This is a genomic window from Pelomonas sp. Root1217 (assembly GCF_001425705.1).
Taxonomy (GTDB): Bacteria; Pseudomonadota; Gammaproteobacteria; order Burkholderiales; family Burkholderiaceae_C; genus Pelomonas.
Window position 1 is genome coordinate 94,466 of record NZ_LMDC01000030.1, and the last position, 21,668, is coordinate 116,133.

The following is a 21,668-nucleotide window of genomic DNA, read 5'->3' on the forward strand; positions in this document are numbered from 1 at the left end:
GAAAGGATTGATGTTGGCGCTGTCTTTGACGCTCCCGACGCTGGGCCACGCGGATGCGCGGCTGCAAGCCGTCATGCAGAAGCTGGATGCCGGTGAGCCGATCACCCTGGCCACGATCGGTGGCTCCATCACGACCGGCTACGCTGCCCAGCCGCCGCGCGAGCGCGGCTGGGCGGCGCTGCTGGCCAGGTCGCTCGGCCCCAAGGTCAAGCTGGTCAACGCCGGCGTCAGCGGCACCGACTCGGCCGCCGGCGTGCACCGGCTGCAGGCCCAGGTGCTGGACAAGTCGCCCGACCTCGTCATCATCGAGTTCGGCGTCAACGACCAATGGCTGGACCCTGCCGTGCGCGACAGCAGCTACGAGGCCATCTTGCGCAAGCTGCTCACCGCCAGGAAGCCGCCCGCAGTCGTGGTGCTCGGCCTGACGCAGCAGGGCAACCAGGCGCGTGACGCGGTCGACATTCAATTGAAACTGGCGGCCCACTACGGTCTCACAGCGCTGGACTTCGGCCACTGGATGCAGGCGCGCGTCGATGCCGGTCAGGACCGCTGGGCGGCGCTTTACGACGAGCCCGTGCATCCCAACTCGACCGGACATCAACGCATCGCGGTCGCACTGGCCGAGACGCTGCGGGCCACCACGCCCGGCAAGGGCGGCGCCCTGCCAGAGCCCGTCTACGGCCGTGCCCACGAGTTCACGCGCATGCTGGCCGGCGAGACCCTCAAGCCCTACCAGCTGCACGGCTTCGCGCGCGGCGGCGAGGTGCACCCCGAGTGGACAGGCCAGCAGCCCGGCTGGGTAACGACCGCCGACGATGCCGAAGCGCACTTCCTCGTCTGGGGCCGGGAGATCGCCGTCTTCCATGCCGAAAGCGCGGGCTACCGCAACCTCGAGGCCTGGGTGGACGACGGCCCCGTCGTTACGCTGCGCGGCCAGGTGCCCGAGCGCCAGGGCTATCTGGGCTGGCACTACAGCGTCGTCGGCCGCGACCTCGAGCCCGGCGCTCACCTGCTACATGTGCGGGTGAAGAAGGACGAATGGACCGGCAGCGGCCGCCCGGCGAGCCTGCTGGCCGTCATGTCGGCCGGCATCTTCCCGCCCGAGTCGCACCCGAGCGACTTCATTCGCGAGGCGCCGTCGAGCCAGGCCGGGCTGATCAGCGCCGACGACCCCAAGCTGCGCTGGATCGGCCGCATCGGCGCCGCGCCCGGTGGCAGGCTGCTGGCCTGGAGCGGCAGCGAGCTGCGCGCCCGCTTCACCGGTGACCAGCTCGCGCTGCGCCTGGCGCCCTCGCGCGGCGGCATCAACCATTTCACCGTCGAGGTTGACGGCCGTCGCCACGCGCTCGCGCTGCGCAGCGCCGGCCCGGCCGACTGGCGGCTGCCCTTGCCGGCCGGCACCCACGAGCTGCGCCTCGTCAAGCGCACCGAGGCGTCGCAGGCGGAAAGCGTCTTCCTCGGCCTGCGCCTGGCCAAAGGCGGTCAGCTGCTCGACCCGCCACCGCCGCGCCCGTTGAAGCTGGAGTTCTACGGCGACTCCATCACCGCCGGCGCCTGCAATGGCGACATCGGCGAGGACCAGTACGCCGACCTGTCCAGCCACGACGGTACGCGGGCCTATGGCGCCGTGACGGCCGCGAAGCTGGGCGCGGACTATGTCGGCATCGCCATCAGCGGCATCGGCATCACCGCCACCTGGGACCAGCTGCTGATGCCCGAGGTGTGGAACCGTTTTGCGCCGCGCCTGGACGCGCCGGTCGCGCCGCCGGACCCGCGCGCGCCCGACGTCGTGCTGCTCAACCTCGGCCAGAACGACCATGGCTTCCCCGCGTCCAAGGGCCAGCCGATCGCGGCGGACTTCGGCCCCCGCTACCTCGCCTTCGTACGTCAGCTGCGCGGCCGCTACCCGTACGCCAAGATCGTGCTGCTGATGGGCGGCATGTCAGCGCCGCGCGAACAGCCGGCCATTCCGCGCGCCGTGCTAGGCGCCGTGCAGACGCTGCACGGCGAGGGCGACAGCCGGGTGTGGAGCTACCGCTTCGAGGCCTTCTCCTGGGCGCACCCGCGCATCGACGTGCACGCACTGATGGCCGACGAGCTGACCCGTTTCCTGCAGACCGAGGTCCTGAAATGAAGACCATTCCCGACATGCGCCTGCCCGAGTCGCTGTGGGCGCACATGCGCCACACCCTCGCCTTCTACGCCCCGCACGTGAAAGACCCGAGCGGCGGCTGCTTCCAGTTCTTCAAGGACGACGGCACCGTCTACGACCGCCGCACCCGCCACCTGGTCAGCAGCACGCGCTTCGTCTTCAACCATGCGCTGGCCTGGCGCTGGTTCGGCGGGCCGGTCGCCGACGTTGCGCATGCGCTGGCCTTCGTGAACCAAGCGCACGCGCAACCCCAGGGCGGCTATGCCTGGGTGCTGGACTGGCAAGACGGCCGTGCCACCGTCACCGACGGCACCAACCACTGCTACGGCCTGGCCTTCGTGCTGCTGGCGAACTCGCATGCCGCCGAGGCCGGCGTGCCGAGTGGCCGCGAAGGCATCGCCACCACCTTCGAGCTGATGGAGCAGCACTTCTGGGAGCCCGCCCACGGCCTCTACGCCGACGAGGCGACGCCTGACTGGCAGGTCGGCTCCTACCGTGGCCAGAACGCCAACATGCATGCCTGCGAAGCGATGCTGGCCGCCCACGGCGCCACCGGCGAGGCCCGCTACCTGGACCGCGCACTGACGCTGGCAACGTCCATCGCCCAACGCCAGGCTGCGCTGGCCGGCGGCTTGGTCTGGGAGCACTACAAGACCGACTGGACGCCCGACTGGGACTACAACCGCGACGACAAGACCAACATCTTCCGCCCCTGGGGTTTCCAGACCGGCCACCTCACCGAGTGGGCCAAGCTGTTGCTGATGCTGGAGCGGCGCCTGGGCGATGCGGCACCCGGGTGGCTTGTGCCGACGGCGCGCCACTTCTTCGACACCGCCATGCAGCGCGGCTGGGACACCACCCACGGCGGCCTGGTCTACGGCTTCGCCCCTGAGGGCGAGGTCTGCGATGGCGACAAATACTTCTGGGTCCAGGCCGAAAGCCTCGCCGCCGCCGCCTGGCTGGCCGTGCGCACCGGCGACGACGCCTACTGGGCCTGGTACGACCGGCTCTGGGCCTACGCCTGGCAGCACTTCGTCGACCACGAGCACGGCGCCTGGTACCGCATCCTGGCGCCCGACAACCGCAAGGTCACCGACGAGAAGAGTCCCGCCGGCAAGACCGATTACCACACCATGGGGGCCTGCCAGGACGTGCTGGCCGCGCTCGGTGTGCAACCGCCGGCGCGGAGCTGACGCCATGGGCCGCCTTGCCACTGCCCTGCTGATCGCGTTGCTCGCCGCTTGTGGTGGCGGGGGCGGCGCCGCCGCCGAACCGACGCCGACCCCGCCCGTCGACCCCTGGGCCGCCTACCCGACCATGCCGTCCGGAACACCGCCCGGCGCCTCGGCGCAGGCCCGCACTGCCGCCGCGGCGCTGGGCGGCGGCATCAACTTTGGCAACATGCTGGAGGCGCCCAGCGAAGGCGCCTGGGGGTTGAAGGTCGAGGACGAGTTCATCCAGCTCTTCGGCCAGGGCGCCGGCTACAGCAACGCGGTGCGCCTGCCGGTGCGCTGGAGCAACCACGCCAGCGTCGACGCGACGGCCACCATCGACGCGGCCTTCATGACCCGCGTCGAGGGCATCGTCAACAAGCTGCTGGCGCGCAAGGTCACCGTCGTGCTGAACATGCACCACTACCACCAGCTCGACGGCGACGCCGTCGAGGCGGGCGAGGCCAGCGTTGCGGCCGACGTGGTGCAGCTGCGCTTCCTGGCGATGTGGAAGCAGATCGCCGAACGCTTCGCGGCTGCTGGGCCAGGCCTGGTGTTCGAGCTCTACAACGAGCCGCACAACAAGCTCGAGGCCGACTGGAACACGCTGGCCTCGCGCGCCCTGCGCGTGGTGCGCGCCAGCAACGCGAACCGCGTCGTCATGATCGGGCCGGTGCAGTGGAACAGTCCCTACGCCTTGGCCAAGCTGCAGCTGCCAGCGGACGCCAACCTGCTGCTGACCGTCCACCACTACGAGCCCTTCACCTTCACGCACCAGGGCGCCGAATGGATCAGCCCCTCGCCGCCCGTGGGCGTGGACTGCTGCGACGCCACCCAGCTGGCCAAGATCCGCGAGGGCTTGGACCTCGCTGCTAACGCGGGCAAGAGCCTGGGCTACCCGGTCGTCGTCGGCGAGTTCGGCGCCTACAGCCGCGCGGCGCTCGGCGCCCGGGTGCGCTACCTGAAGGCGATGCGCTCCGAGATGGCCGCGCGGCAACTGCCCTGGATGTACTGGGAGCTGGCCTCGGGCTTCGGCCTCTACGACCCGCAGACCCACGCCTGGCGGACCGACCTGGTCCAGGCGCTGTACGGCAACACGCTCTGACGAAAGACCTGACCCGATGAAGCTGCCCTCCCTCGCCGCCGCCGCCCTGCTGGCGGTCCTCTTGCCCGCGGTCGCCGCCGCCGAGCCGCTGCCCTGGCGCGGCATCAGCCTGTCCAGCGCCGAATGGGGCGAGAAGCTGCCCTTCCCCGGCGTCTACGGCAAGGACTTCGTCTACCCGACGGTGGCCAGCACGGCCTACTACCAGGCCAAGGGCATGAACCTCATGCGCATTGCCTTCCGCTGGGAGCGCCTGCAGCCCGTGCTGAACGGCGAGTTCGACGCGGCCGAGCTGGCCCGCCTGCGTGAGTTTGTCGACGGCGCGACCGCCCGCGGCCTGCATGTGCTGCTGGACCCGCACAACTACGCCGCCTACAAGGAGGTGCATGTCGGCAAACCGGAAGTACCCATCGCTGCCTTCGCCGACTTTTGGCGCCGGCTGTCGCTGCAGTTCAAGGACAACCCGAAAGTCCAGTTCGGCCTCGTCAACGAGCCGCGCAACATGCCCACCGAGACCTGGGGCCAGGCTGCCCAGGCCGCCATCGACGCCATCCGCAAGACTGGCGCGACCAACCTCGTCACCGTGCCGGGCAATGGCTACACCGGCGCCTGGAGCTGGTTCGAGAGCAGCTGGTACGGCACCCCCAACGCCGAGGTGATGGGCAAGGTGCGGGACCCACTGGACCACATGGTGTTCGAGGTGCACCAGTACTTCGACAAGGACGGTTCGGGCACGAATGCCGAATGCGTCAGCCCCGAGATCGGCGTCGAGCGCCTGAAGCGTTTCACCGCCTGGCTCAAGGCCAACAAGCGCCGCGCCATCCTGGGCGAGCTAGGCGGCGGCGCCAACGCCGTTTGCGAGCAGGCGGTAGCCGGCGCACTCAAGCATCTGCGGGCGAACGCGGACGTCTGGGACGGCTGGCTGTGGTGGGCCGGCGGCCCGACCTGGGGCGACTATTTCCTGTCGCTGGAGCCGGCGTCAGACGGCAAGGACAAGCCGCAGATGCGCTGGCTGGAGCCCTTCCTCAGCCCCACTGCAGTTCGACGTCCTTGATGGCGTTCAGGAAGTCCTTGGCGTTGAAAGCCTCGCCCAGGGCCAGCGCGCCGCTGCGATTGAAAGACGGCTGCAGCATGCGCTCGGCGGCTTCGACGACCAACGGGGCGGACACCGCATAGATGTCCTGACCGCGGGCAACAGCGCTTCTGCCATCGCCCGCCTGCACGACCATCTCGAAGCGTTGCGCCGAGCGCCCCTGCGCATCGCTGGCCACGGGCGGCGGGGTGGTTGCGTCGCGAATCTCCTGCAGAGACGACAGCGTCAGCCATGAGCGCAGGTTGCGCACGGGCAGATGGCGAGCGATGGTGATGACCTCGCTGAAAGGCAGCTCGACCACCGCCTGAGCGCCATGTTCGGTGCTGAACGCCCAGTCGCGCTGGGCCGCGGGCGTCGGCATGCGCACCAGCTGGCCCTCCTGCAGCACGACGCGCGGCACCTGGTTGCGCTCGCCGGTCTTGCGGGTGCCCTCGGTCGGCCACCAGTGGTCCAGCGCGATGGCAACCGCCAGGTCGGCCACCAGGCCGTCACTAGCCAGCGCGCTGGCGAGCAGGTCGGCCAGGCCGCCATAGAAGCCTGCCGCCGGGATGACGGCAACGCCGGCTTCGCGGGCGCGCGCATCGAACCTCTCGAAGACCGCCTCGGCACTGGCCTGCTCCGCCGTCACGTCGATATAGCCGCAGCCGGCCCGCAGCGCCGCCTCGATGACCGGTGCGGCCGTGTCCAGAAACGGCCCGGCGCAATTGATGACCACACCGCAGTCCTGGAGCGCCTCGTCCAGCGCACCTGCGTCGTCGATGGCCGCCACCCGCGCCTGAACGCCGGCCGGGAGGCGGGACGCATCACGGCCGATGGCGACCACCGTCAAACCGCGCCTCAACGCTTCCTTGACGACAAAGCGCCCGGTGTGCCCACCCGCGCCGTAGACCGCAATCGCCTTGCCATTTCGCTTCGCCATGATCATCCTTTTTGAACGAGACAGACCTGTCTGTTCTTTGAACGATACAGAATGGTCTGTATCGTGTCAACACCGAATCGACCGCCGTGATGAACATGCCTGCCGAAACTGCCCCCGAAGCACAGAACGTCCGCGAGCGCCTACTGGGCGTTGCCTCCGAGCTGTTCTACAAGAACGGCGTCCGGGCCGTGGGCATCGACCTCGTCATCGAGCGGGCTGGCGTCGCCAAGAGCAGCCTGTACCGCCATTTCCGAACCAAGGACGACCTGATCGTGGCCTTCCTGGAAAGGGAGGACGTGGACTTCTGGGCGACCTGGGACCGGGTTGCTGCAGAGAACGCGGGCGACGCGATGGCCGAGCTGGACGCGCAGATGCACTGGATCGGCGAGCGCCTGGGACGCGCCAACTACCGGGGCTGCCCGCAGATCAACGTGGCGGCCGAATTCGCCGAGCAGGACCACCCGGCCCGTGGCGTGGCGCGCGCCCACATGCGCGCGCTGCGGTCCCGCCTCACGACGATCGCCCAACGCCTGAACGCACGCGAGCCGACTGCGCTCGCTGCCCAGCTGGCCCTGCTCGTCAACGGCGCCTTCGTCAGCGCCGAGCTGCTGACGCCAGATGAAGCCACGGACGTGCTGCTGGGCGCGATGCGCGCCCTTGTCGCGGCCGCTGGCTAGTCTTCCTTCATCTGCGCCGCCTTGGCCACGGGCGCGAGGCGGGCCTTCTCGGCAGCCAGAAACTTGCGGAAATCCTCGCGGCTGCCGCCCGTCGGATCGATGGCCAGCGGGATCAGCTTGGCGCGCAGCTCGCTCGACTTCAACGCCGCGTTGACGGCGGCGTTGAGCTTGTCGAGGATGGCCTCGGGCGTGCCCTTGGGTGCGAACACGCCCGACCAGTGGCCGATGAAGACGTCGCTGAAGCCCTGCTCCTGGGCGGTGGGCAGGTCCGGCAGCGCGGCGATGCGGCGGTTCCAGGTCGAGGCGATGGCCTTGAGCTTGCCCGCCTTGACCATGGACATCACGACCGGGCTGGCCTCCGAGGTCGCGTCGACCTGCTTGCCCACGACCGCGGCCATGCCCTCGGAGCCACTCTTGAAGGGCACGATCTGCAGCTTGGCGCCGGCCTTGAGCTTGAGCATCTCGGCCACGAAATGCGGCGTGCTGCCGGTGCCGGCCGTCGCGAAGTTCAGCCCCTGGCCCTTCCTGGACGCCGCGATCAGGCCTTTCATATCCTTGATGGCCGAGTCGCCCGGCACGACGATGACGGAGGGGCTGACGGCCATCATGACGACGGGCACGAGGTCGTCCTCGGCATAGGGCATGCGCGTCTTGATCAGCGCATTGGTGATGACGCCGGCCGCCGGCGTCAGGAAGGTGTAGCCGTCCGGCGCCGCCTTGGCCACATACGCCGCGCCGATCATGGAGCCGGCGCCGGGCTTGTTCTCGATGATGATGGGCTGGCCCAGCTGCTTGGCCGTCGCTTCGGCCACCGTGCGCGCCACGATGTCATTCGCCCCGCCCGGGCCGAAGGGCACGACGAAGTGCAGCGGCTTGCTCGGCCAGGTGTCCTGCGCCTGGGCAGCCAAGGTGAGCAGCAGGGCTGCAGCGGGAAGAAGGCATTTGCGCACGGGCGTCTCCTGAAGGTGTCAGCGGCCAAGCCTAACGCCCACTGGAGGTCGGCGGAACGTGAGAACCCGCACAGGCATGAGCTCATGACAAAAGCTTTGTTGGGCTTTCTGTCATCCGCCGGCAGACTGGCGGCGTTCCCCACCTCACCGACAGCTTTCCGCCCCACCGATGTGTGAGCTCTTCGCCCTCAACAGCCGCCAGCCGGCCGCCGCCACCTTCTCCCTGAGCGGCTTCGCCGCCCGCGGCGGGCGCACCGCAGACCATGTCGACGGCTGGGGCGTGGCCTTCCACGATGGCGAGCGTTGCGAGGTGACGGTCGAGGACAGCCCCGCCGCCGAATCGGAGCTGGCGCGTCATTTCGGCCACCATCCGGTGCAGGCGCGCAACATCCTCGCCCACATCCGCAAAGCCACCCAGGGCGCCCGCACCCTGGAAAACTGCCACCCGTTTCGCCGTGATTGGGCCGGCCGCACCTGGGTCTTCGCCCACAACGGCGACCTGAAGGACTTCCATCCCAGCCTGAACGGCAGCTTCACGCCGACCGGCCAGACCGACAGCGAACGCGCCTTCTGCTGGCTGATGCAGCGGCTTGAGCAGCACTTCGGCAACCGCCTGCCCGCCTGGCCCGAGCTGGCCGCCACGCTGACGCCCTGGATCCACGAAGTCGCCGAGCACGGCCGCTTCAACCTGCTGCTGACCGATGGCCGCGCCATGCTGGCGCATGCCAGCACCAAGCTGCACTGGCTGCAGCGCCGCCCGCCCTTCGGCCATGTGTCCTTGCGCGACGGTGACCTCAGCGTGGACCTCGCCACCGTCAACAACCCGGCCGACCGCATGGCCCTCGTCTCCACCGAGCCCTTGACCCACGGCGAGGACTGGCAGGCTTTCTCCGCCGGCGAGGTACGGGTGTTCGAAGGCGGCGACTGCGTGTTCGTCAGCGAAGGCGTCGCTGCCCTAGCCGCCGCTTAAGGCCTCGTCCACGAGGCTGCGCGCCTCCTGCAGCAACTGCTGCAGATGCGCCTCGTCGCGAAAACTCTCCGCGTAGACCTTGTAGATGTTCTCGGTGCCCGACGGCCGTGCGGCGAACCAGCCGCTGGCCGTCGTCACCTTGATGCCACCTATTGGACTGCCATTGCCTGGCGCCTGGGTCAGCACGGCCGTGATCGCCTCGCCGGCCAGCGACGTCGCCTGGACATTCGCTGCCGTCAGCGCGGCCAGGCGGGCTTTCTGCTCGCGCGTGGCGGGGCCCTCGACGCGGTCGGAATGCGGTGTACCAAGGGCCGCCGTCAGGCCCTGGTAGTACACCGCCGGGTCGCTGCCGGTGCGCGCCGTGATCTCAGCCGCCAAGAGCGCAGCGGCGATACCGTCCTTGTCAGTCGTCCAAACGCGGCCGTCGCGGCGCAGCAAGGATGCGCCCGCGCTCTCCTCGCAGCCCAGGCCCAGGCTGCCTTCAGCCAAACCCGGCGCAAACCATTTGAAGCCGACGGGCGCCTCAAACAGCGGGCAGCCCAGACGGCGCGCGATGCGGTCGATAAGCGCGGTCGTGACAACGGTCTTGCCGATGGCCGCGTCCGCACGCCAGCCGGGCCGGTGGCGGAACAGATAGTCCGCCGCGACGCTGAGATAGTGGTTGGGCGACATCAGCCCGGCGCTGCGCGTGACGATGCCGTGGCGGTCATGGTCGGTGTCACAGGCAAAGGCCACGTCGAAGCGATCGCGCAGGCTCGTCAGCCTTTGCATGGCCCAGGGCGATGAAGGGTCCATGCGGATCTGGCCGTCCCAGTCCAGCGTCATGAAGGCGAACCGCGGATCCACCTCGTTGCTGACAACCGTCAGCGGCAGGCCGTACTTCTCGGCGATCGCGGGCCAGTAGGCCACGCCCGCGCCTCCCAGCGGGTCCACGCCCAGTTGCAGGCCGGCCGCGCGGATCAGCTCGAAATCGATGACCTGCCCCAGCGCCGCCACATAGCCGCCAAGGAAGTCGTACTCGTGGCAGGCCGATGTCGCGAACGCCCGCTCGGCGTCCTTGCGCAGCACCCCCTTGAGCGACTGCTTCAGATGCTCGTTGGCAGCCGCCTGGATGCCCGCCGTGACATCACTGCCCGCCGGGCCACCATGTGGCGGGTTGTATTTGAAGCCGCCGTCACGCGGCGGGTTGTGCGACGGCGTGACGACGATGCCGTCGGCCCGCTGCCAGCCTTGGCGGCCGCGGTTGTATTCGAGGATGGACAGGGACACGGCCGGGGTCGGCGTGAACTGCCCCGCCGGCGCCAGCATCACGTCTACGCCATTGGCGACCAGCACCTCCAGCGCACTGACCACGGCGGGTTCCGACAGCGCATGCGTGTCGGCGCCTAGAAACAATGGGCCTGCGATGTCGCTCCGCTTTCTGTGATCGCAGATGGCCTGCGTGATGGCCAGCACATGCCATTCATTGAACGAGCCATCCAGCGCCGAGCCCCTGTGGCCCGAGGTGCCGAAGCTGACCTGCTGTTCGACACAGCTCGGGTCGGGCTGGCGCGAAAAATAGGCTTCGCGCAAGGCCTCGACGTCGATGAGGACATCGGGTGGCGCGGGCTTGCCGGCAAGGGGGTGGCGTTCAGCACTCATCGTTCGGGGCTCTCCCGTTCTTCGGTGAGACCATACTGCCAGCATGGCGTGACCACGATGCCGGACATCGGCACACAGGCTTGCAGGCCCCGACCTACAGGCAACTCAACTGGCGCGCGGCGTCTCAACGGCCAGACCGTTTCTTGATTCGCCCAATGCCGGTCTTGGCAAAACTCACCGAGCGCTTGGCCGCATCCTGGACTTGGGCTGCGGCGGGCAGCTTGTCCTGAGCCCATGAGGCAGCCTTTTGCACGGACTTTTGGACCTGCGTCGCGGCCGTGCCGGCCGCGGCCTGCAACTGCTCGGGCGAGGGCAAGCGCTCACGTGTCCAGTCAGCGGCGTCCTTGGCCGACGCGCCCAATTGCTCGGCACCCGACCTGGTGCCATGCCACGCCTTGGTCGCTGCGGTGCCGGCCGCGGCCTGCAGCTGCTCGGGCGAAGGCAGGCGCTCGCGCGTCCAGCCGGCTGCCTCCTTGGCCGAAGCGCCCAGCTGTTCGGCCGCCTTGCCCGCGCCCGATCTGGCGGTGACCCAGGCCTTGGTGAGCGGGCCGTCAGGCTCTTGCAGCAACAGCGTCAGGCTGGCTGCCAATGCCGCCTCCTCGGCCTCGGACAGCGGCCCGCCGGCTTCCAGCAGCCGGCGCAGGAACTGGCCGAGATCGGTGGCGATGGCCTTGTGGTTGCAGTCGGGGTTGGCATGCAGGAAGGCCGACAGCTCAGCGGCCATCTCCTCGACCGAGCCTTGCATCACGCCCGGCTCGATCTGCGCGATGGCCTGCGCGACGAAGCTGGCATCCAGCCCCCAGTCGTCCACCAGATGCTGCACCAGCGCCCGCCGCTCGGCGGGTTCGATGCGGCCGTCCACCGCGGCCAGCCGCAGCGCCAGCGGCGCGATCAGGTCGAAGAGAGCCAGGCCCAGGGTGTCCAGCGGCGTGTTCAGGAACTTGGGAATCTCGATGATGCGCGAGCCCTTGGTGTCGCCCAGCCATCGGTACAGGCCGTAGCAGGCGCCACCCGAGGCCAGTGCGGCCAGCGCCACCCAGCCGATGGGTGTGGTGGCGGCACCGATGCCCAGCACACCCGATTTCACGACGGCGGCGCCCGCGCCCGCGGCACCCAGCACGTCCCAGACCTCGCGGGTGCGGTTGATCATGCGCAGGGACTTGTAGGCGTTCTCGCCGATGGCCAGCCTGGCCTTGAAGCGCAAGGGCTCGGCGACGACTTGCGTGACGTCGTCAAGCGCGGTTCCAGGTTCGGCTGGGTCCACTGTCGGTTGCTGCTGGGTCGTCATGGCGACCAAGCATAGAACGAGAGGGTGCACATCGTGGACGGCGCGGTTCTAGCCGGCCCGGTTGGCGATGTGCTCGCGGCTCGATGCCGCGAGCATCGCCGTCCCCTCGGGGGCTGAGGCCGGACACATGGCGCCCAGTGGGCGGCATGTGCCTGCCGAAGAGCTGCGGCGCGAGCCGCAGCGCGGTCTGCAAGACCGACTGGGCTTGCCCGCGTTTAGCAGGGCAAGACTGGGCGAGGGGCAGCGTTATTTCAGGTGACCGGTGCGGGGTTGAACAGCACGAGGCTGTTGTGCAGCTTCCAGTGCTCGGCCCAGGTCTTCTTGCGACCGCTGGCGACGTCGAGCAGCAGGTGGAACATCTCCCAGCCGGTCTCTTCAATCGTCGCCTCGCCGTCGGCGATGCGGCCGGCGTTGACGTCCATCAGGTCGTGCCAGCGGCGGGCCAGGTCCGTGCGCGTGGCGACCTTGACGACCGGGCATTCGGCCAGGCCGTAGGGCGTGCCGCGGCCGGTGGTGAAGATGTGCAGATTCATGCCGGCGGCGAGTTGCAGCGTGCCGCAGATGAAGTCGCTGGCGGGCGTGGCGGCGTAGACGAGGCCGCGCTGGTCGAGCCGCAGCTTGTCGCCGGGAGCCAGCACATGCGAGATGGCCGAGCTACCGCTCTTGATAATGGAGCCCATCGCCTTCTCGGCGATGTTAGACAGGCCGCCGGCCTTGTTGCCCGGCGTCGTGTTGGCGGAGCGGTCGACGCGGCCGCGGTCGAGGTAGCGGTCGTACCAACCCAACTCGCGAATGATCGCGTCCGCCACCTCGGGCGTGGCGGCGCGGCTGGTGAGCTGCTCCACCGCGTCGCGCACCTCGGTGTTCTCGCTGAACATGATGGTGGCGCCGGCGCGCACCAGCAGGTCGGCGCAGAAGCCCACCGCCGGATTGGCGGTCACGCCGGAGAAGGCGTCGCTGCCGCCGCACTGCACGCCGACGACCAGCTCGCTGGCCGGCACGGTCTCGCGCTTGCGGGCGTTGAGGCGCTCCAGGTGCGGCCGCGCGCTCTGCACGATGTCGTCGAGCATGGACATGAAGCCCACATGCACGTCATCCTGCAGGCAGATGGTCTCGGGGCCGCTCGCCGGGTCGCGCTCGTCGGTGATCGGGAAAGACCCCGGCGGTAGCAGGCGCGCGGGCTGCAGCTTTTCGCAGCCCAGGCTGACCACCATCACCTCGCCGCCGAAGTTGGGGTTCAGCGAGATGTTCTTGAGGGTGCGGATGGGGATGACGGCATCCGGCGCGTCTATGGCCACACCACAGCCATAGCTGTGCTCCAGGCCGATGACGTCGTCCACGTTGCGGTAGCGCGGCAGCAGCTCGGCTTTGATGCGCGCCACGGCCTGGGCGACGACACCGGCGACACATTGCACCGTCGTAGTGATGGCCAGGATGTTGCGTGTGCCGACGGAACCGTCCTTGTTGCGATAGCCCTCGAAGGTGAAGCCTTCCAGCGGCTCGGCAACGGGCGGCTTGACGGTGGCGATGGGCAGTCCTTCCAGTGCCCGGGCGGCCGGCATCTGCAGCAAGCGCTCGTGCACCCAGCTGCCAGCCGGGATGGGCTTGACCGCGTAGCCGATCGGCACCCCATAGCGCAGCACCACCTCGCCCTCGGCGATGTCGCGCAGCGCGACCTTGTGGCCCTGCGGCACCTTGTCGCGTAGCACCAGGCCAGCGCCTGGCACGCCCTCGGGCAGGCTCGTGCCTTCTGGCAGCCCGCCGTCGTTGGCCACGATGGCGACGTTGTCCTCGGCACGCATACGGATGGTCAGGGGTGGACGGGTGGAAACAGCAGTCATGGTGGGCCGTGCAGGAGCTACAGTTGATGTTGTATGTCGTCTAGTTGTCGTACAACTTACGTCACTTTAGATGGCGCGATCATTTCAAAACTCCGGGAAAACCCGCGAATGCACGCCCCTCTCGCCCGCCGCCGGCCCCGCACGCTGGCCCTTGAACTGGTCGACTCGCTGGGGGATCGCATCCGGGCCGGTCAGCTCAAAGCGGGTGACAAGCTGCCCACCGAGGCGGCCATCATGGACGAGTTCGAGGTGAGCCGCACCGTCGTCCGCGAGGCCATCTCCAAGCTGCAGGCGGCTGGCTTGGTCGAGACGCGCCATGGCATCGGCACCTTCGTCATCGGCCCGGGCGACGCACCCTCCTTCAAGATTTCGCCGGAGCAGTTCAGCACGCTGCAAGATGTGATCGCCGTGCTGGAGCTGCGTATCGGCCTGGAGACCGAGGCCGCGGGTCTGGCTGCCCAGCGCCGCAGCGAAGCCAATCTTGTCGCCTTGCGCAGGGCGCTGGATATGGTGATCGCTGCGGTGGAGGCCGGTCAGGACTCAGTCGCAGCGGACTTCCAGTTCCACCTCGAGATTGCCCGTGCGACGCAAAACGGCCACTTCGCCGAGCTGATGTCGACGCTGGGCAGCCAAATCATCCCGCGGGCCCGCCTGGAGCCGAGCGTCGACATGAGCGCCGAGCGCCTGGCCTATATGCGGCGCGTGAACGCAGAGCATGAAAGCATCCTCGACGCCATCACCAGCCAGGATACCGAATCGGCCCGCGCGGCCATGCGAACTCACTTGAGCAACAGCCGCGAACGCCGCCGCCGCGCCCAGGCTCAATCCGCCTGAGCGGCGGGCAGCTCAGCGGCTGCCACCAGGCTTGAAGAGAAAGATCGCCTCGATGGGCTGGCCAAACAACTCGGCGATGGTGAAAGCCAGCGCCAGGCTTGGCTCGTAGCGCTCGGTCTCGATCGCATTCACCGATTGCCGGGACACGCCCAGGCGCGTCGCCAGCTCACCCTGCGTCCAGCCGCGTTCAGCGCGCAATTCGGGCAGGAGGTTCTTCATCGGGCTTGCAACACCAGCCTCAGCATCTGGGCATTGAAGAGGCTCCAGCCCACGACGTGGACCCACATCATGCTCAGCTTGGGCAGGCCGGCCAGTTCGAGGAGGAAATAGACCAGGCACAACAGCGCGACGGCGCAAGCGGTCAGGGTGGCCGCCTGCAGCGTCCGCAGCCTGATGTACTCGTCGCAGGACAGGTACAACCAGTAGCAGACGGCAAAGATGAGCACGCCCGGCATGACAGGCGTCAGGATGAGCGCGGTGCGCACACTTCCGCCGGGCATGACGAAGTAGGCCCAGAGGGCCATTCCCAAAGTGCACCAATACGCCCATTGGCTCCAAAAGATCGCACCGAGGGCGGAACGGCTGAATCGGGTCAAAGGCATTCCTGGTCCTGGATGTAAAGCATGCTTGACTATGGTGCCTCGGCAAAGGCGATGTCAAGCATGCTTTACAAGTGGAGCATTTCTACGCGAATACCCTAGGCTTGCCGAAGCCTGATGCAGGTTGTACGATGACCTACAACTGGACGGAAGCCGAGCGCACCGATCCACCGCTCATCCACCTTTCCTGGAGATCCGCCCATGTCGCCCCAAGAACTCAAAGCCGTCCTCGAAGCCGGTCTGCTGTCCTTCCCGCTGACCGACTTCGACGCACAGCTGAACTTCGCGCCCAAGCCTTACGCGGAGCGCCTGGAGTGGCTGCAGCCCTACGGCGCGTCGGCGTTGTTCGCGGCCGGAGGCACGGGTGAGTTCTTCTCGCTGGAGCCGGGCGAATACAGCGACATCATCAAGGTCGCCCTGGACACCTGCCGCGGCCGCACGCCTATCCTGGCGGGTGCCGGCGGCGGCACCCGCGTGGCCATCCAGTACGCGCAGGAGGCCGAGCGCCTGGGCGCTCAAGGCGTGCTGCTGCTGCCCCACTACCTGACCGAAGCCAGCCAGGAAGGACTGATCGCTCACGTCGAGGCCGTCTGCAAGAGCGTCAAGTTCGGCGTCGTCGTCTACAACCGCGGTGCCTGCAAGTTGACGCCGCAGAGCCTGCAGGTCCTGGCCGACCGCTGCCCCAACCTCATCGGCTTCAAGGACGGCCTGGGCGACATCGAGAAGTTCGTCTCCATCCGCCAGACCTTGGGCGACCGTTTCGCCTACCTGGGTGGCCTGCCCACGGCGGAACTTTTCGCCGGCGCCTACAAGGCCATGGGCTGCCCCGTCTACTCATCCGCCGTCTTCAACTTCATCCCCAAGACGGCGATGGAGTTCTACAACGCTCACGCCGCGGGCGATACCGAGACCTGCAACCGCCTCGTGCGCGACTTCTTCATTCCCTATGTGGCGCTGCGCAACAAGGGCGAGGGCTATGCCGTGTCCATCGTGAAGGCCGGCGCGGCGCTGGTGGGCCACACGGCCGGGCCGGTGCGTCCGCCGCTGTCGGACCTGGCTGCAGCCGAGGTCGACGCGCTCGGCGCGCTGATCTCCAAGCTCGGCCCGCAGTAAGCCATCCCACAAGACCCACTGGAGACAAGCCATGAAGAAACTGCTGACCGCCTTGCTGCTCGGCGCCGCTGCCACCACCGCAGCGCTGGCACAGACCTGGCCCGCCAAGCCCGTGACGCTGCTGGTGCCCTTTCCCCCCGGTGGCTCCACCGACGCCATCGCCCGTCTGCTGGGCAACAAGCTGCAGGAGACGCTCGGCGGCAGCTTCGTCGTTGACAACCGCGGCGGTGCGGGCGGCACCATCGGCACGGGCATGGTCAAGCGCGCGGCGCCGGACGGCTACACCGTCCTCGTCTCGTCGCTGGGCCCGCTGGTCATCGGCCCGCACCTGTTGAAGAACCTGCAGTACGACCCGACCAAGGACCTGGACTACATCACCGTCGCCGTGCAGGCGCCCAATGTGCTGGTGGTGCCCGCCGCGTCACCGCACAAGAGCATGGCCGACGTGCTGGCCTATGAGAAAGCCAACCCCGGCAAGATGAGCTTCGGCTCCAGCGGCAACGGCAGCAGCGACCACATCACCGCCGAGCTGTTCTGGCTGCAGACCGGCACCTCGGGCCTGCACATCCCCTACAAGGGCGGCGGCCCCGTCATGACCGACCTGCTGGGCAACCAGGTGGACGCCAGCTTCATGAACATCAACACCGCGCTGCCACAGATCAAGGCCGGCAAGCTGCGCGCGCTGAGCATCACGAGCGCCCAGCGCTCGCCGGTGCAGCCCGACGTGCCGACCATGGACGAGCTGGGCATCAAGGGGCTGCAGGTCTACTCCTGGCAAGGCGTGGCGGCTCCGAAGGGCCTGCCCGCGGACATCAAGGCCAAGCTGCACGCCGCCATCGTCAAGACCCTGAACGCGCCCGATGTGAAACCCAAGCTGCTGGAACAGGGTTTCGAGGTCGTCGCCAACACGCCCGAGCAGTTCACCGCCTTTCAAGCCTCGGAGTTTGCGCGTTGGAAGAAGGTCATCGAAGAGCGCAAGATCACGGCGGACTAAGCCCACCCCCGAGGCGCTCACGCGCCTCCCCCTCAAGGGGGCTGAGCTCGGACACAAACAGTCCTGAGGACTGTTTGTGCCTAGCGAAGGACAAGGCCTCTGGCCTTGGCAGCACCCGATGGCCTGGCAACGACAGTTCCATGGGTGCCACTTGGGAAGCCACTAAGCCCTGGACATCATGAATTCCACTCCTGTCATCAAAGAGCTGCGCGTCGTGCCCGTCGCCGGGCGCGACAGCATGCTGCTCAACCTCAGCGGCGCCCACGCGCCCTTCTTCACGCGCAATCTGCTGATCCTGACCGACAGCGCCGGCCACACCGGCGTTGGCGAAGTGCCGGGCGGCGAGAAGATCCGCCAGACGCTGGAGGACGCGCGCCAGCTGGTGGTCGGCCAGCCCATCGGCTCGCACCAAAAGGTGCTGCAACAGGTCAGCCAGAGCTTCGCCGACCGCGACGCTGGTGGCCGCGGCCTGCAGACCTTCGACCTGCGCACCACCATCCACGCCGCCACGGCCATCGAATCGGCCTTCCTGGACCTGCTCGGCCAGCACCTGGGCGTACCGGTCGCGGCCCTGCTAGGCGAAGGCCAGCAGCGCGATGCGGTCGAGATGCTGGGCTATCTCTTCTACGTCGGTGACCGCACGAAAACCGACCTGCCGTACAACAGCGAGCCCGGCGCCGACAACGCCTGGAGCCGCCTGCGCCATGAAGCGGCGCTGACTCCCGAGGCCGTCGTCAAGCTCGCCGAGGCCGCCCGCGAGCGCTACGGCTTCAACGACTTCAAGCTCAAGGGCGGCGTGCTGCGCGGCGACGAGGAAGTCGAAGCCATCCGCGCGCTGCACGAGCGCTTCCCCGATGCCCGTGTGACGCTGGACCCCAACGGCGGCTGGCTGCTGAAGGACGCGATCCGCCTGATGCGCGACATGAAGGGCGTTCTCGCGTATGCGGAAGATCCCTGTGGTGCCGAGGATGGCTTCTCGGGCCGAGAGGTGATGGCCGAATTCCGCCGCGCTACCGGCCTGCCCACGGCCACCAACATGGTCGCCACCGACTGGCGCCAACTCTCGCACGCGCTGTCGCTGCAGAGCGTGGACATTCCGCTGGCCGACCCGCACTTCTGGACCATGGCCGGCAGCGTGCGCGTGGCGCAGACCTGCCGCGACTGGGGCCTGACCTGGGGCTCGCACTCCAACAACCACTTCGACATCTCGCTGGCCATGTTCACCCACGTGGGCGCCGCCGCGCCGGGCAAGGTCACGGCCATCGACACGCACTGGATCTGGCAGGACGGCCAGCGCCTGACCAAGGAACCGCTGCAGATCATCGGTGGCCACGTCAAGGTGCCGGCCAAGCCGGGTCTCGGCGTCGAACTCGACATGGCTGAGGTGGAAAAGGCCCATGCCCTCTACAAACAGCATGGGCTTGGCGCCCGCGATGACGCGATTGCGATGCAATACCTCATCCCCAACTGGACCTTCAACCCCAAGCGCCCCGCGCTGGATCGGTAAGCATTCATGTTCAAGAACCTCATCAACGGCGAGTGGCTGGACGGCCACGGCGTCTCCCGCAACATCAACCCCTCGGACACGCGCGACCTGGTCGGCGAATACGCCCAGGCCGATGCCGCCCAGGCCGAGCTGGCCATCACGGCCGCCAGCGCCGCCTTCCCGGCCTGGAGCCTGTCGACACCGCAGCAGCGCTTCGACATCCTCGACGCCATCGGCACCGAGATCCTGGCGCGCCGAGCCGAGCTGGGCGACCTGCTGGCCCGCGAGGAAGGCAAGACCCTGCCCGAGGCCATCGGCGAGGTCGGGCGCGCCGGCTACATCTTCAAGTTCTTCGCCGGCGAGGCATTGCGCCCGGGCGGCGAGAGCCTGCCCTCGGTGCGCCCCGGCGTCGGCGTGGAAGTGACGCGCGAAGCCGTCGGTGTCGTCGGCCTCATCACGCCGTGGAACTTCCCCATCGCCATTCCCGCCTGGAAGATCGCACCGGCCCTGGCCTGGGGCAATTGCGTCGTCTTCAAGCCTGCCGACCTCGTGCCGGGCTCAGCCTGGGCGCTGGCCGAAATCCTGTCGCGCTCGGGCCTGCCTGCCGGCGTCTTCAACCTCGTCATGGGCCGCGGTTCGGTGGTCGGCGAGAAGCTGCTGAACGACCCGCGCGTGGCAGCCATCAGCTTCACCGGCTCGGTGGGCACGGGCCAGAAGGTCGCGGCGGCCTGCGTCGCCCGCATGGCCAAGTTCCAGCTCGAGATGGGCGGCAAGAACCCGATGATCGTGCTGGACGACGCCGACCTCGGCGTGGCCGTCAATGCCGCCGTCAACAGCGGCTTCTTCTCCACCGGCCAGCGCTGCACCGCATCGAGCCGCCTCATCGTCACCGAAGGCATCCACGACCGCTTCGTCGCCGCCATGGTCGACAAGATGAAGACGCTGAAGGTGGACGACGCCCGCAAGGCCGGCACCGACATCGGCCCCGTCGTCGACGCCAGCCAGCTCGGCCAGGACACCGACTACATCGGCATCGCCAAGACCGAGGGCGGCAAGCTGGCCCAGGGCGGCGAGCGCATCGAGACCAATGCCGCCGGCGCGCCGGGCTTCTACCTAACGCCGGCGCTCATCACCGACACGACGCCGGCCATGCGCATCAACCGCGAGGAGGTCTTCGGCCCCGTCGTCAGCGTGCTGCGAGCCCGCGATTATGAAGAGGCGCTGGCCCTGTCCAACGACACGCCCTTCGGCCTGGCCGCCGGCATCGCGACGACGTCCCTCAAGCACGCCACCCACTTCAAGCGCCACTCGCAGGCCGGCATGGTGATGGTCAACCTGCCGACGGCGGGCGTGGACTACCACGTGCCCTTCGGCGGCCGCAAGGGCAGCAGCTACGGTCCGCGCGAGCAGGGCCGCCACGCCGCTGAGTTCTACACGACGGTCAAGACCGCCTACACGCAGGCCTGAACTAGCGCGCCGCCGCCCAGGCGTCGTAGGCCGCCAGCGTCTTCACCGGCCAGCTGCCCCACCAGGTGTAGCCGTTGCGGCGCTCGGCGCTGAGGTCGTTGACATCGTCGTGCAGGCTCTTGTCGCGGTCGCCGAACACCGGCTTGAGCGAGGCCGGGTCGTAGAAGCGCGACCACAGCGGGCCGGCGCCCGGCTGCATCACCAGCCGGCGCGCGTCGTCCACCTTGACGAAGGCGCGGTCGCGCACCGCGATGGCCTTCAACGTGGCGACACCCGCGCGCACGGCGTCTACGACGGCCGGCGACGGGTTGGGCAGGCTCATCAGGAACTCCAGCGCCTTGGCGCTTTCGCCGCTGCTCAGCGCCGGCGGCTCGTAGTTGCGCGCCGAAGCCGGCGCCAGCGTCAGCGCGTCATGCTGCTGGGCCCACAGCGTCAGCTTGCCGTTCACGCGGATTTGCGCGGCCAGCAGCAGGTCCACCACCTTGGCTTCGGCGGCCAGCGCCGCCGCGCGCTGAGCTGCGGGCAGGAAGCCCAAACCCTCCTCGCCCCGCCCGATCGCGCCCATCAGCTCGGCCACCTCCACCACCGCGTTGTCGTTCAGCGTGATGGTGTCGTGGTAGCCGCCCTGCAGGGGCCACACCTGGGGCCAGCCGCCGTTGGGAAACTGCGCGGCGAGCAGGTAGGCCACGCCGCGCTGTGCCGCCTGGCGGTAGGCGGCCCCCGTCTGGCCGGGCTGCTGCGCGGCGACCTTGGCGAGAAAACGAATCTCCGTGATGGTCGCGTCGTTGTCGATAGTGCCGACATAACTCCACTGCGCATCCCGGGCGAGGTCGAAATCGCCGGGCGTGGCGCGCTTGCTGTTGTTGTCGGCAACATAGGACTGGCCAGGCAGGCGCGCCGGCCGGTCGCGCGGCTGGTTCTTGCCCCAGCCGCCGGCTGGCGTCTGGAAGCTGAGGATGTTGCGGGCCACCAGCAAGGCCGCGTCGCCCGCGTACCAGGCGGCCGGCTTGTCCAGCGGCATGCTGCCCTCGGCATGGCCGCCCTCGGGCGGCGCGGGCCAGGCCGTCAGCCCCTTGCGCTCTGCCGCCAGCGCGGCACGGTCGGCGGTGCCCTGGGCGTCGGAGCGGGCCAGATAGGCCACCCAGGGCCCGCGTTCAGTCGCCGGCAGCGCCGCGACCCGTTCGGCCGTCAGCGGCTGGGCCGGCGGGACAATGCCGATCTGCGCGGACCAGGCTGACGAACTCAGGGCCAGGGCAAGCAGGGTAAAACGACAGGCAAGAGGCATGACGGGCGCCGAAGTTTGGGGGTGGCCGGCAATCTACCGGCTCGCG

19 protein-coding genes are annotated in these 21,668 nt (G+C 68.6%); 11 read left to right on the forward strand and 8 right to left on the reverse strand.

All coding sequences use genetic code 11. The annotated features are described in order from the left end of the window. The first annotated feature begins 10 nt into the window (after nucleotides 1-10). From ASC95_RS27325 to ASC95_RS27340, 4 genes are read left to right on the forward strand one after another with little or no spacing between them, the layout of a single operon-like run. Nucleotides 11-2,134 (forward strand): GDSL-type esterase/lipase family protein, encoded by a 2,124-nt coding sequence (locus ASC95_RS27325; RefSeq protein ID WP_057300862.1) that lies wholly within the window; start codon nucleotides 11-13, stop codon nucleotides 2,132-2,134. Further along, nucleotides 2,131-3,345 carry an AGE family epimerase/isomerase gene (locus tag ASC95_RS27330; protein WP_057300863.1) on the forward strand — a complete coding sequence of 405 codons (1,215 nt, stop codon included), beginning with the start codon at nucleotides 2,131-2,133 and terminating at the stop codon, nucleotides 3,343-3,345. The genes ASC95_RS27325 and ASC95_RS27330 overlap by 4 nt, the downstream gene beginning before the upstream one ends. Before the next feature lie 4 nt (nucleotides 3,346-3,349). Next, on the forward strand, nucleotides 3,350-4,468 hold the full coding sequence (locus tag ASC95_RS27335; RefSeq protein ID WP_057300864.1) for a glycoside hydrolase family 5 protein: 1,119 nt from the start codon (nucleotides 3,350-3,352) through the stop codon (nucleotides 4,466-4,468). Between the two features lie 16 nt (nucleotides 4,469-4,484). Then, a complete protein-coding gene (locus ASC95_RS27340) occupies nucleotides 4,485-5,519 on the forward strand; it encodes a glycoside hydrolase family 5 protein (RefSeq protein WP_057300865.1) in 1,035 nt (344 codons plus the stop codon). Here the strand turns inward: ASC95_RS27340 and ASC95_RS27345 are convergent. Continuing rightward, nucleotides 5,491-6,477, reverse strand: coding sequence for a saccharopine dehydrogenase NADP-binding domain-containing protein (locus ASC95_RS27345; RefSeq protein WP_057301095.1), 987 nt, complete (start codon nucleotides 6,475-6,477; stop codon nucleotides 5,491-5,493). The genes ASC95_RS27340 and ASC95_RS27345 overlap by 29 nt on opposite strands. Nucleotides 6,478-6,566: 89 nt before the next feature. Here ASC95_RS27345 and ASC95_RS27350 point away from each other — a divergent pair, with 89 nt between their 5' ends. Then, nucleotides 6,567-7,154: a TetR/AcrR family transcriptional regulator gene (locus ASC95_RS27350; RefSeq protein WP_157256534.1), complete on the forward strand. Its 588-nt coding sequence runs from the start codon at nucleotides 6,567-6,569 to the stop codon at nucleotides 7,152-7,154. On the opposite strand, the gene ASC95_RS27355 is transcribed toward ASC95_RS27350, so the two are convergent. Further along, nucleotides 7,151-8,104 (reverse strand): tripartite tricarboxylate transporter substrate binding protein, encoded by a 954-nt coding sequence (locus ASC95_RS27355; RefSeq protein WP_057300866.1) that lies wholly within the window; start codon nucleotides 8,102-8,104, stop codon nucleotides 7,151-7,153. The two genes, ASC95_RS27350 and ASC95_RS27355, sit on opposite strands and share 4 nt — an antisense overlap. Nucleotides 8,105-8,273: 169 nt before the next feature. On the opposite strand from ASC95_RS27355, the gene ASC95_RS27360 reads away from it, so the two are divergent. Continuing rightward, entirely contained in the window at nucleotides 8,274-9,074 is an 801-nt protein-coding gene (locus ASC95_RS27360) for a class II glutamine amidotransferase (RefSeq protein WP_057300867.1), read from the forward strand. Here ASC95_RS27360 and pgm read toward each other — a convergent pair. The 3 genes from pgm to garD all read right to left on the reverse strand — a co-directional run bounded on the left by pgm (nucleotide 9,060) and on the right by garD (nucleotide 13,844). Beyond that, nucleotides 9,060-10,715, reverse strand: a complete 1,656-nt coding sequence (pgm, locus tag ASC95_RS27365; RefSeq protein WP_057300868.1) for a phosphoglucomutase (alpha-D-glucose-1,6-bisphosphate-dependent) — start codon at nucleotides 10,713-10,715, stop codon at nucleotides 9,060-9,062. The two genes, ASC95_RS27360 and pgm, sit on opposite strands and share 15 nt — an antisense overlap. A 124-nt stretch (nucleotides 10,716-10,839) precedes the next feature. Then, on the reverse strand, nucleotides 10,840-12,003 hold the full coding sequence (locus tag ASC95_RS27370; protein ID WP_057301097.1) for a TerB family tellurite resistance protein: 1,164 nt from the start codon (nucleotides 12,001-12,003) through the stop codon (nucleotides 10,840-10,842). A gap of 251 nt (nucleotides 12,004-12,254) precedes the next feature. Further along, entirely contained in the window at nucleotides 12,255-13,844 is a 1,590-nt protein-coding gene (gene garD / locus ASC95_RS27375; protein ID WP_057300869.1) for a galactarate dehydratase, read from the reverse strand. 108 nt (nucleotides 13,845-13,952) lie between these two features. On the opposite strand from garD, the gene ASC95_RS27380 reads away from it, so the two are divergent. Continuing rightward, complete coding sequence (locus tag ASC95_RS27380; protein ID WP_057300870.1) at nucleotides 13,953-14,678, forward strand: FadR/GntR family transcriptional regulator; 726 nt, start codon at nucleotides 13,953-13,955, stop codon at nucleotides 14,676-14,678. 12 nt (nucleotides 14,679-14,690) lie between these two features. Here the strand turns inward: ASC95_RS27380 and ASC95_RS27385 are convergent, their stop codons facing one another. Beyond that, nucleotides 14,691-14,897 carry a helix-turn-helix transcriptional regulator gene (locus tag ASC95_RS27385; protein WP_057300871.1) on the reverse strand — a complete coding sequence of 69 codons (207 nt, stop codon included), beginning with the start codon at nucleotides 14,895-14,897 and terminating at the stop codon, nucleotides 14,691-14,693. Next, nucleotides 14,894-15,202 carry a hypothetical protein gene (locus tag ASC95_RS27390; protein WP_057300872.1) on the reverse strand — a complete coding sequence of 103 codons (309 nt, stop codon included), beginning with the start codon at nucleotides 15,200-15,202 and terminating at the stop codon, nucleotides 14,894-14,896. Before ASC95_RS27390 ends, ASC95_RS27385 begins: the two co-directional genes overlap by 4 nt. Nucleotides 15,203-15,478: 276 nt before the next feature. On the opposite strand from ASC95_RS27390, the gene kdgD reads away from it, so the two are divergent. The 4 genes from kdgD to ASC95_RS27410 all read left to right on the forward strand — a co-directional run bounded on the left by kdgD (nucleotide 15,479) and on the right by ASC95_RS27410 (nucleotide 20,337). Further along, nucleotides 15,479-16,390 (forward strand): 5-dehydro-4-deoxyglucarate dehydratase, encoded by a 912-nt coding sequence (gene kdgD, locus ASC95_RS27395; RefSeq protein WP_057300873.1) that lies wholly within the window; start codon nucleotides 15,479-15,481, stop codon nucleotides 16,388-16,390. 31 nt (nucleotides 16,391-16,421) lie between these two features. After that, nucleotides 16,422-17,384 carry a tripartite tricarboxylate transporter substrate binding protein gene (locus ASC95_RS27400; RefSeq protein ID WP_057300874.1) on the forward strand — a complete coding sequence of 321 codons (963 nt, stop codon included), beginning with the start codon at nucleotides 16,422-16,424 and terminating at the stop codon, nucleotides 17,382-17,384. Between the two features lie 178 nt (nucleotides 17,385-17,562). After that, the gene (gudD, locus tag ASC95_RS27405) at nucleotides 17,563-18,891 is read left to right on the forward strand and encodes a glucarate dehydratase (protein WP_057300875.1); all 1,329 of its coding nucleotides are present in this window, start codon (nucleotides 17,563-17,565) and stop codon (nucleotides 18,889-18,891) included. A gap of 6 nt (nucleotides 18,892-18,897) precedes the next feature. Then, nucleotides 18,898-20,337: an aldehyde dehydrogenase family protein gene (locus ASC95_RS27410; protein WP_057300876.1), complete on the forward strand. Its 1,440-nt coding sequence runs from the start codon at nucleotides 18,898-18,900 to the stop codon at nucleotides 20,335-20,337. 1 nt (nucleotide 20,338) lies between these two features. Here the strand turns inward: ASC95_RS27410 and pelA are convergent, their stop codons facing one another. Continuing rightward, complete coding sequence (gene pelA, locus ASC95_RS27415) at nucleotides 20,339-21,622, reverse strand: pectate lyase (RefSeq protein ID WP_082568169.1); 1,284 nt, start codon at nucleotides 21,620-21,622, stop codon at nucleotides 20,339-20,341. Nucleotides 21,623-21,668: the final 46 nt, after the last annotated feature.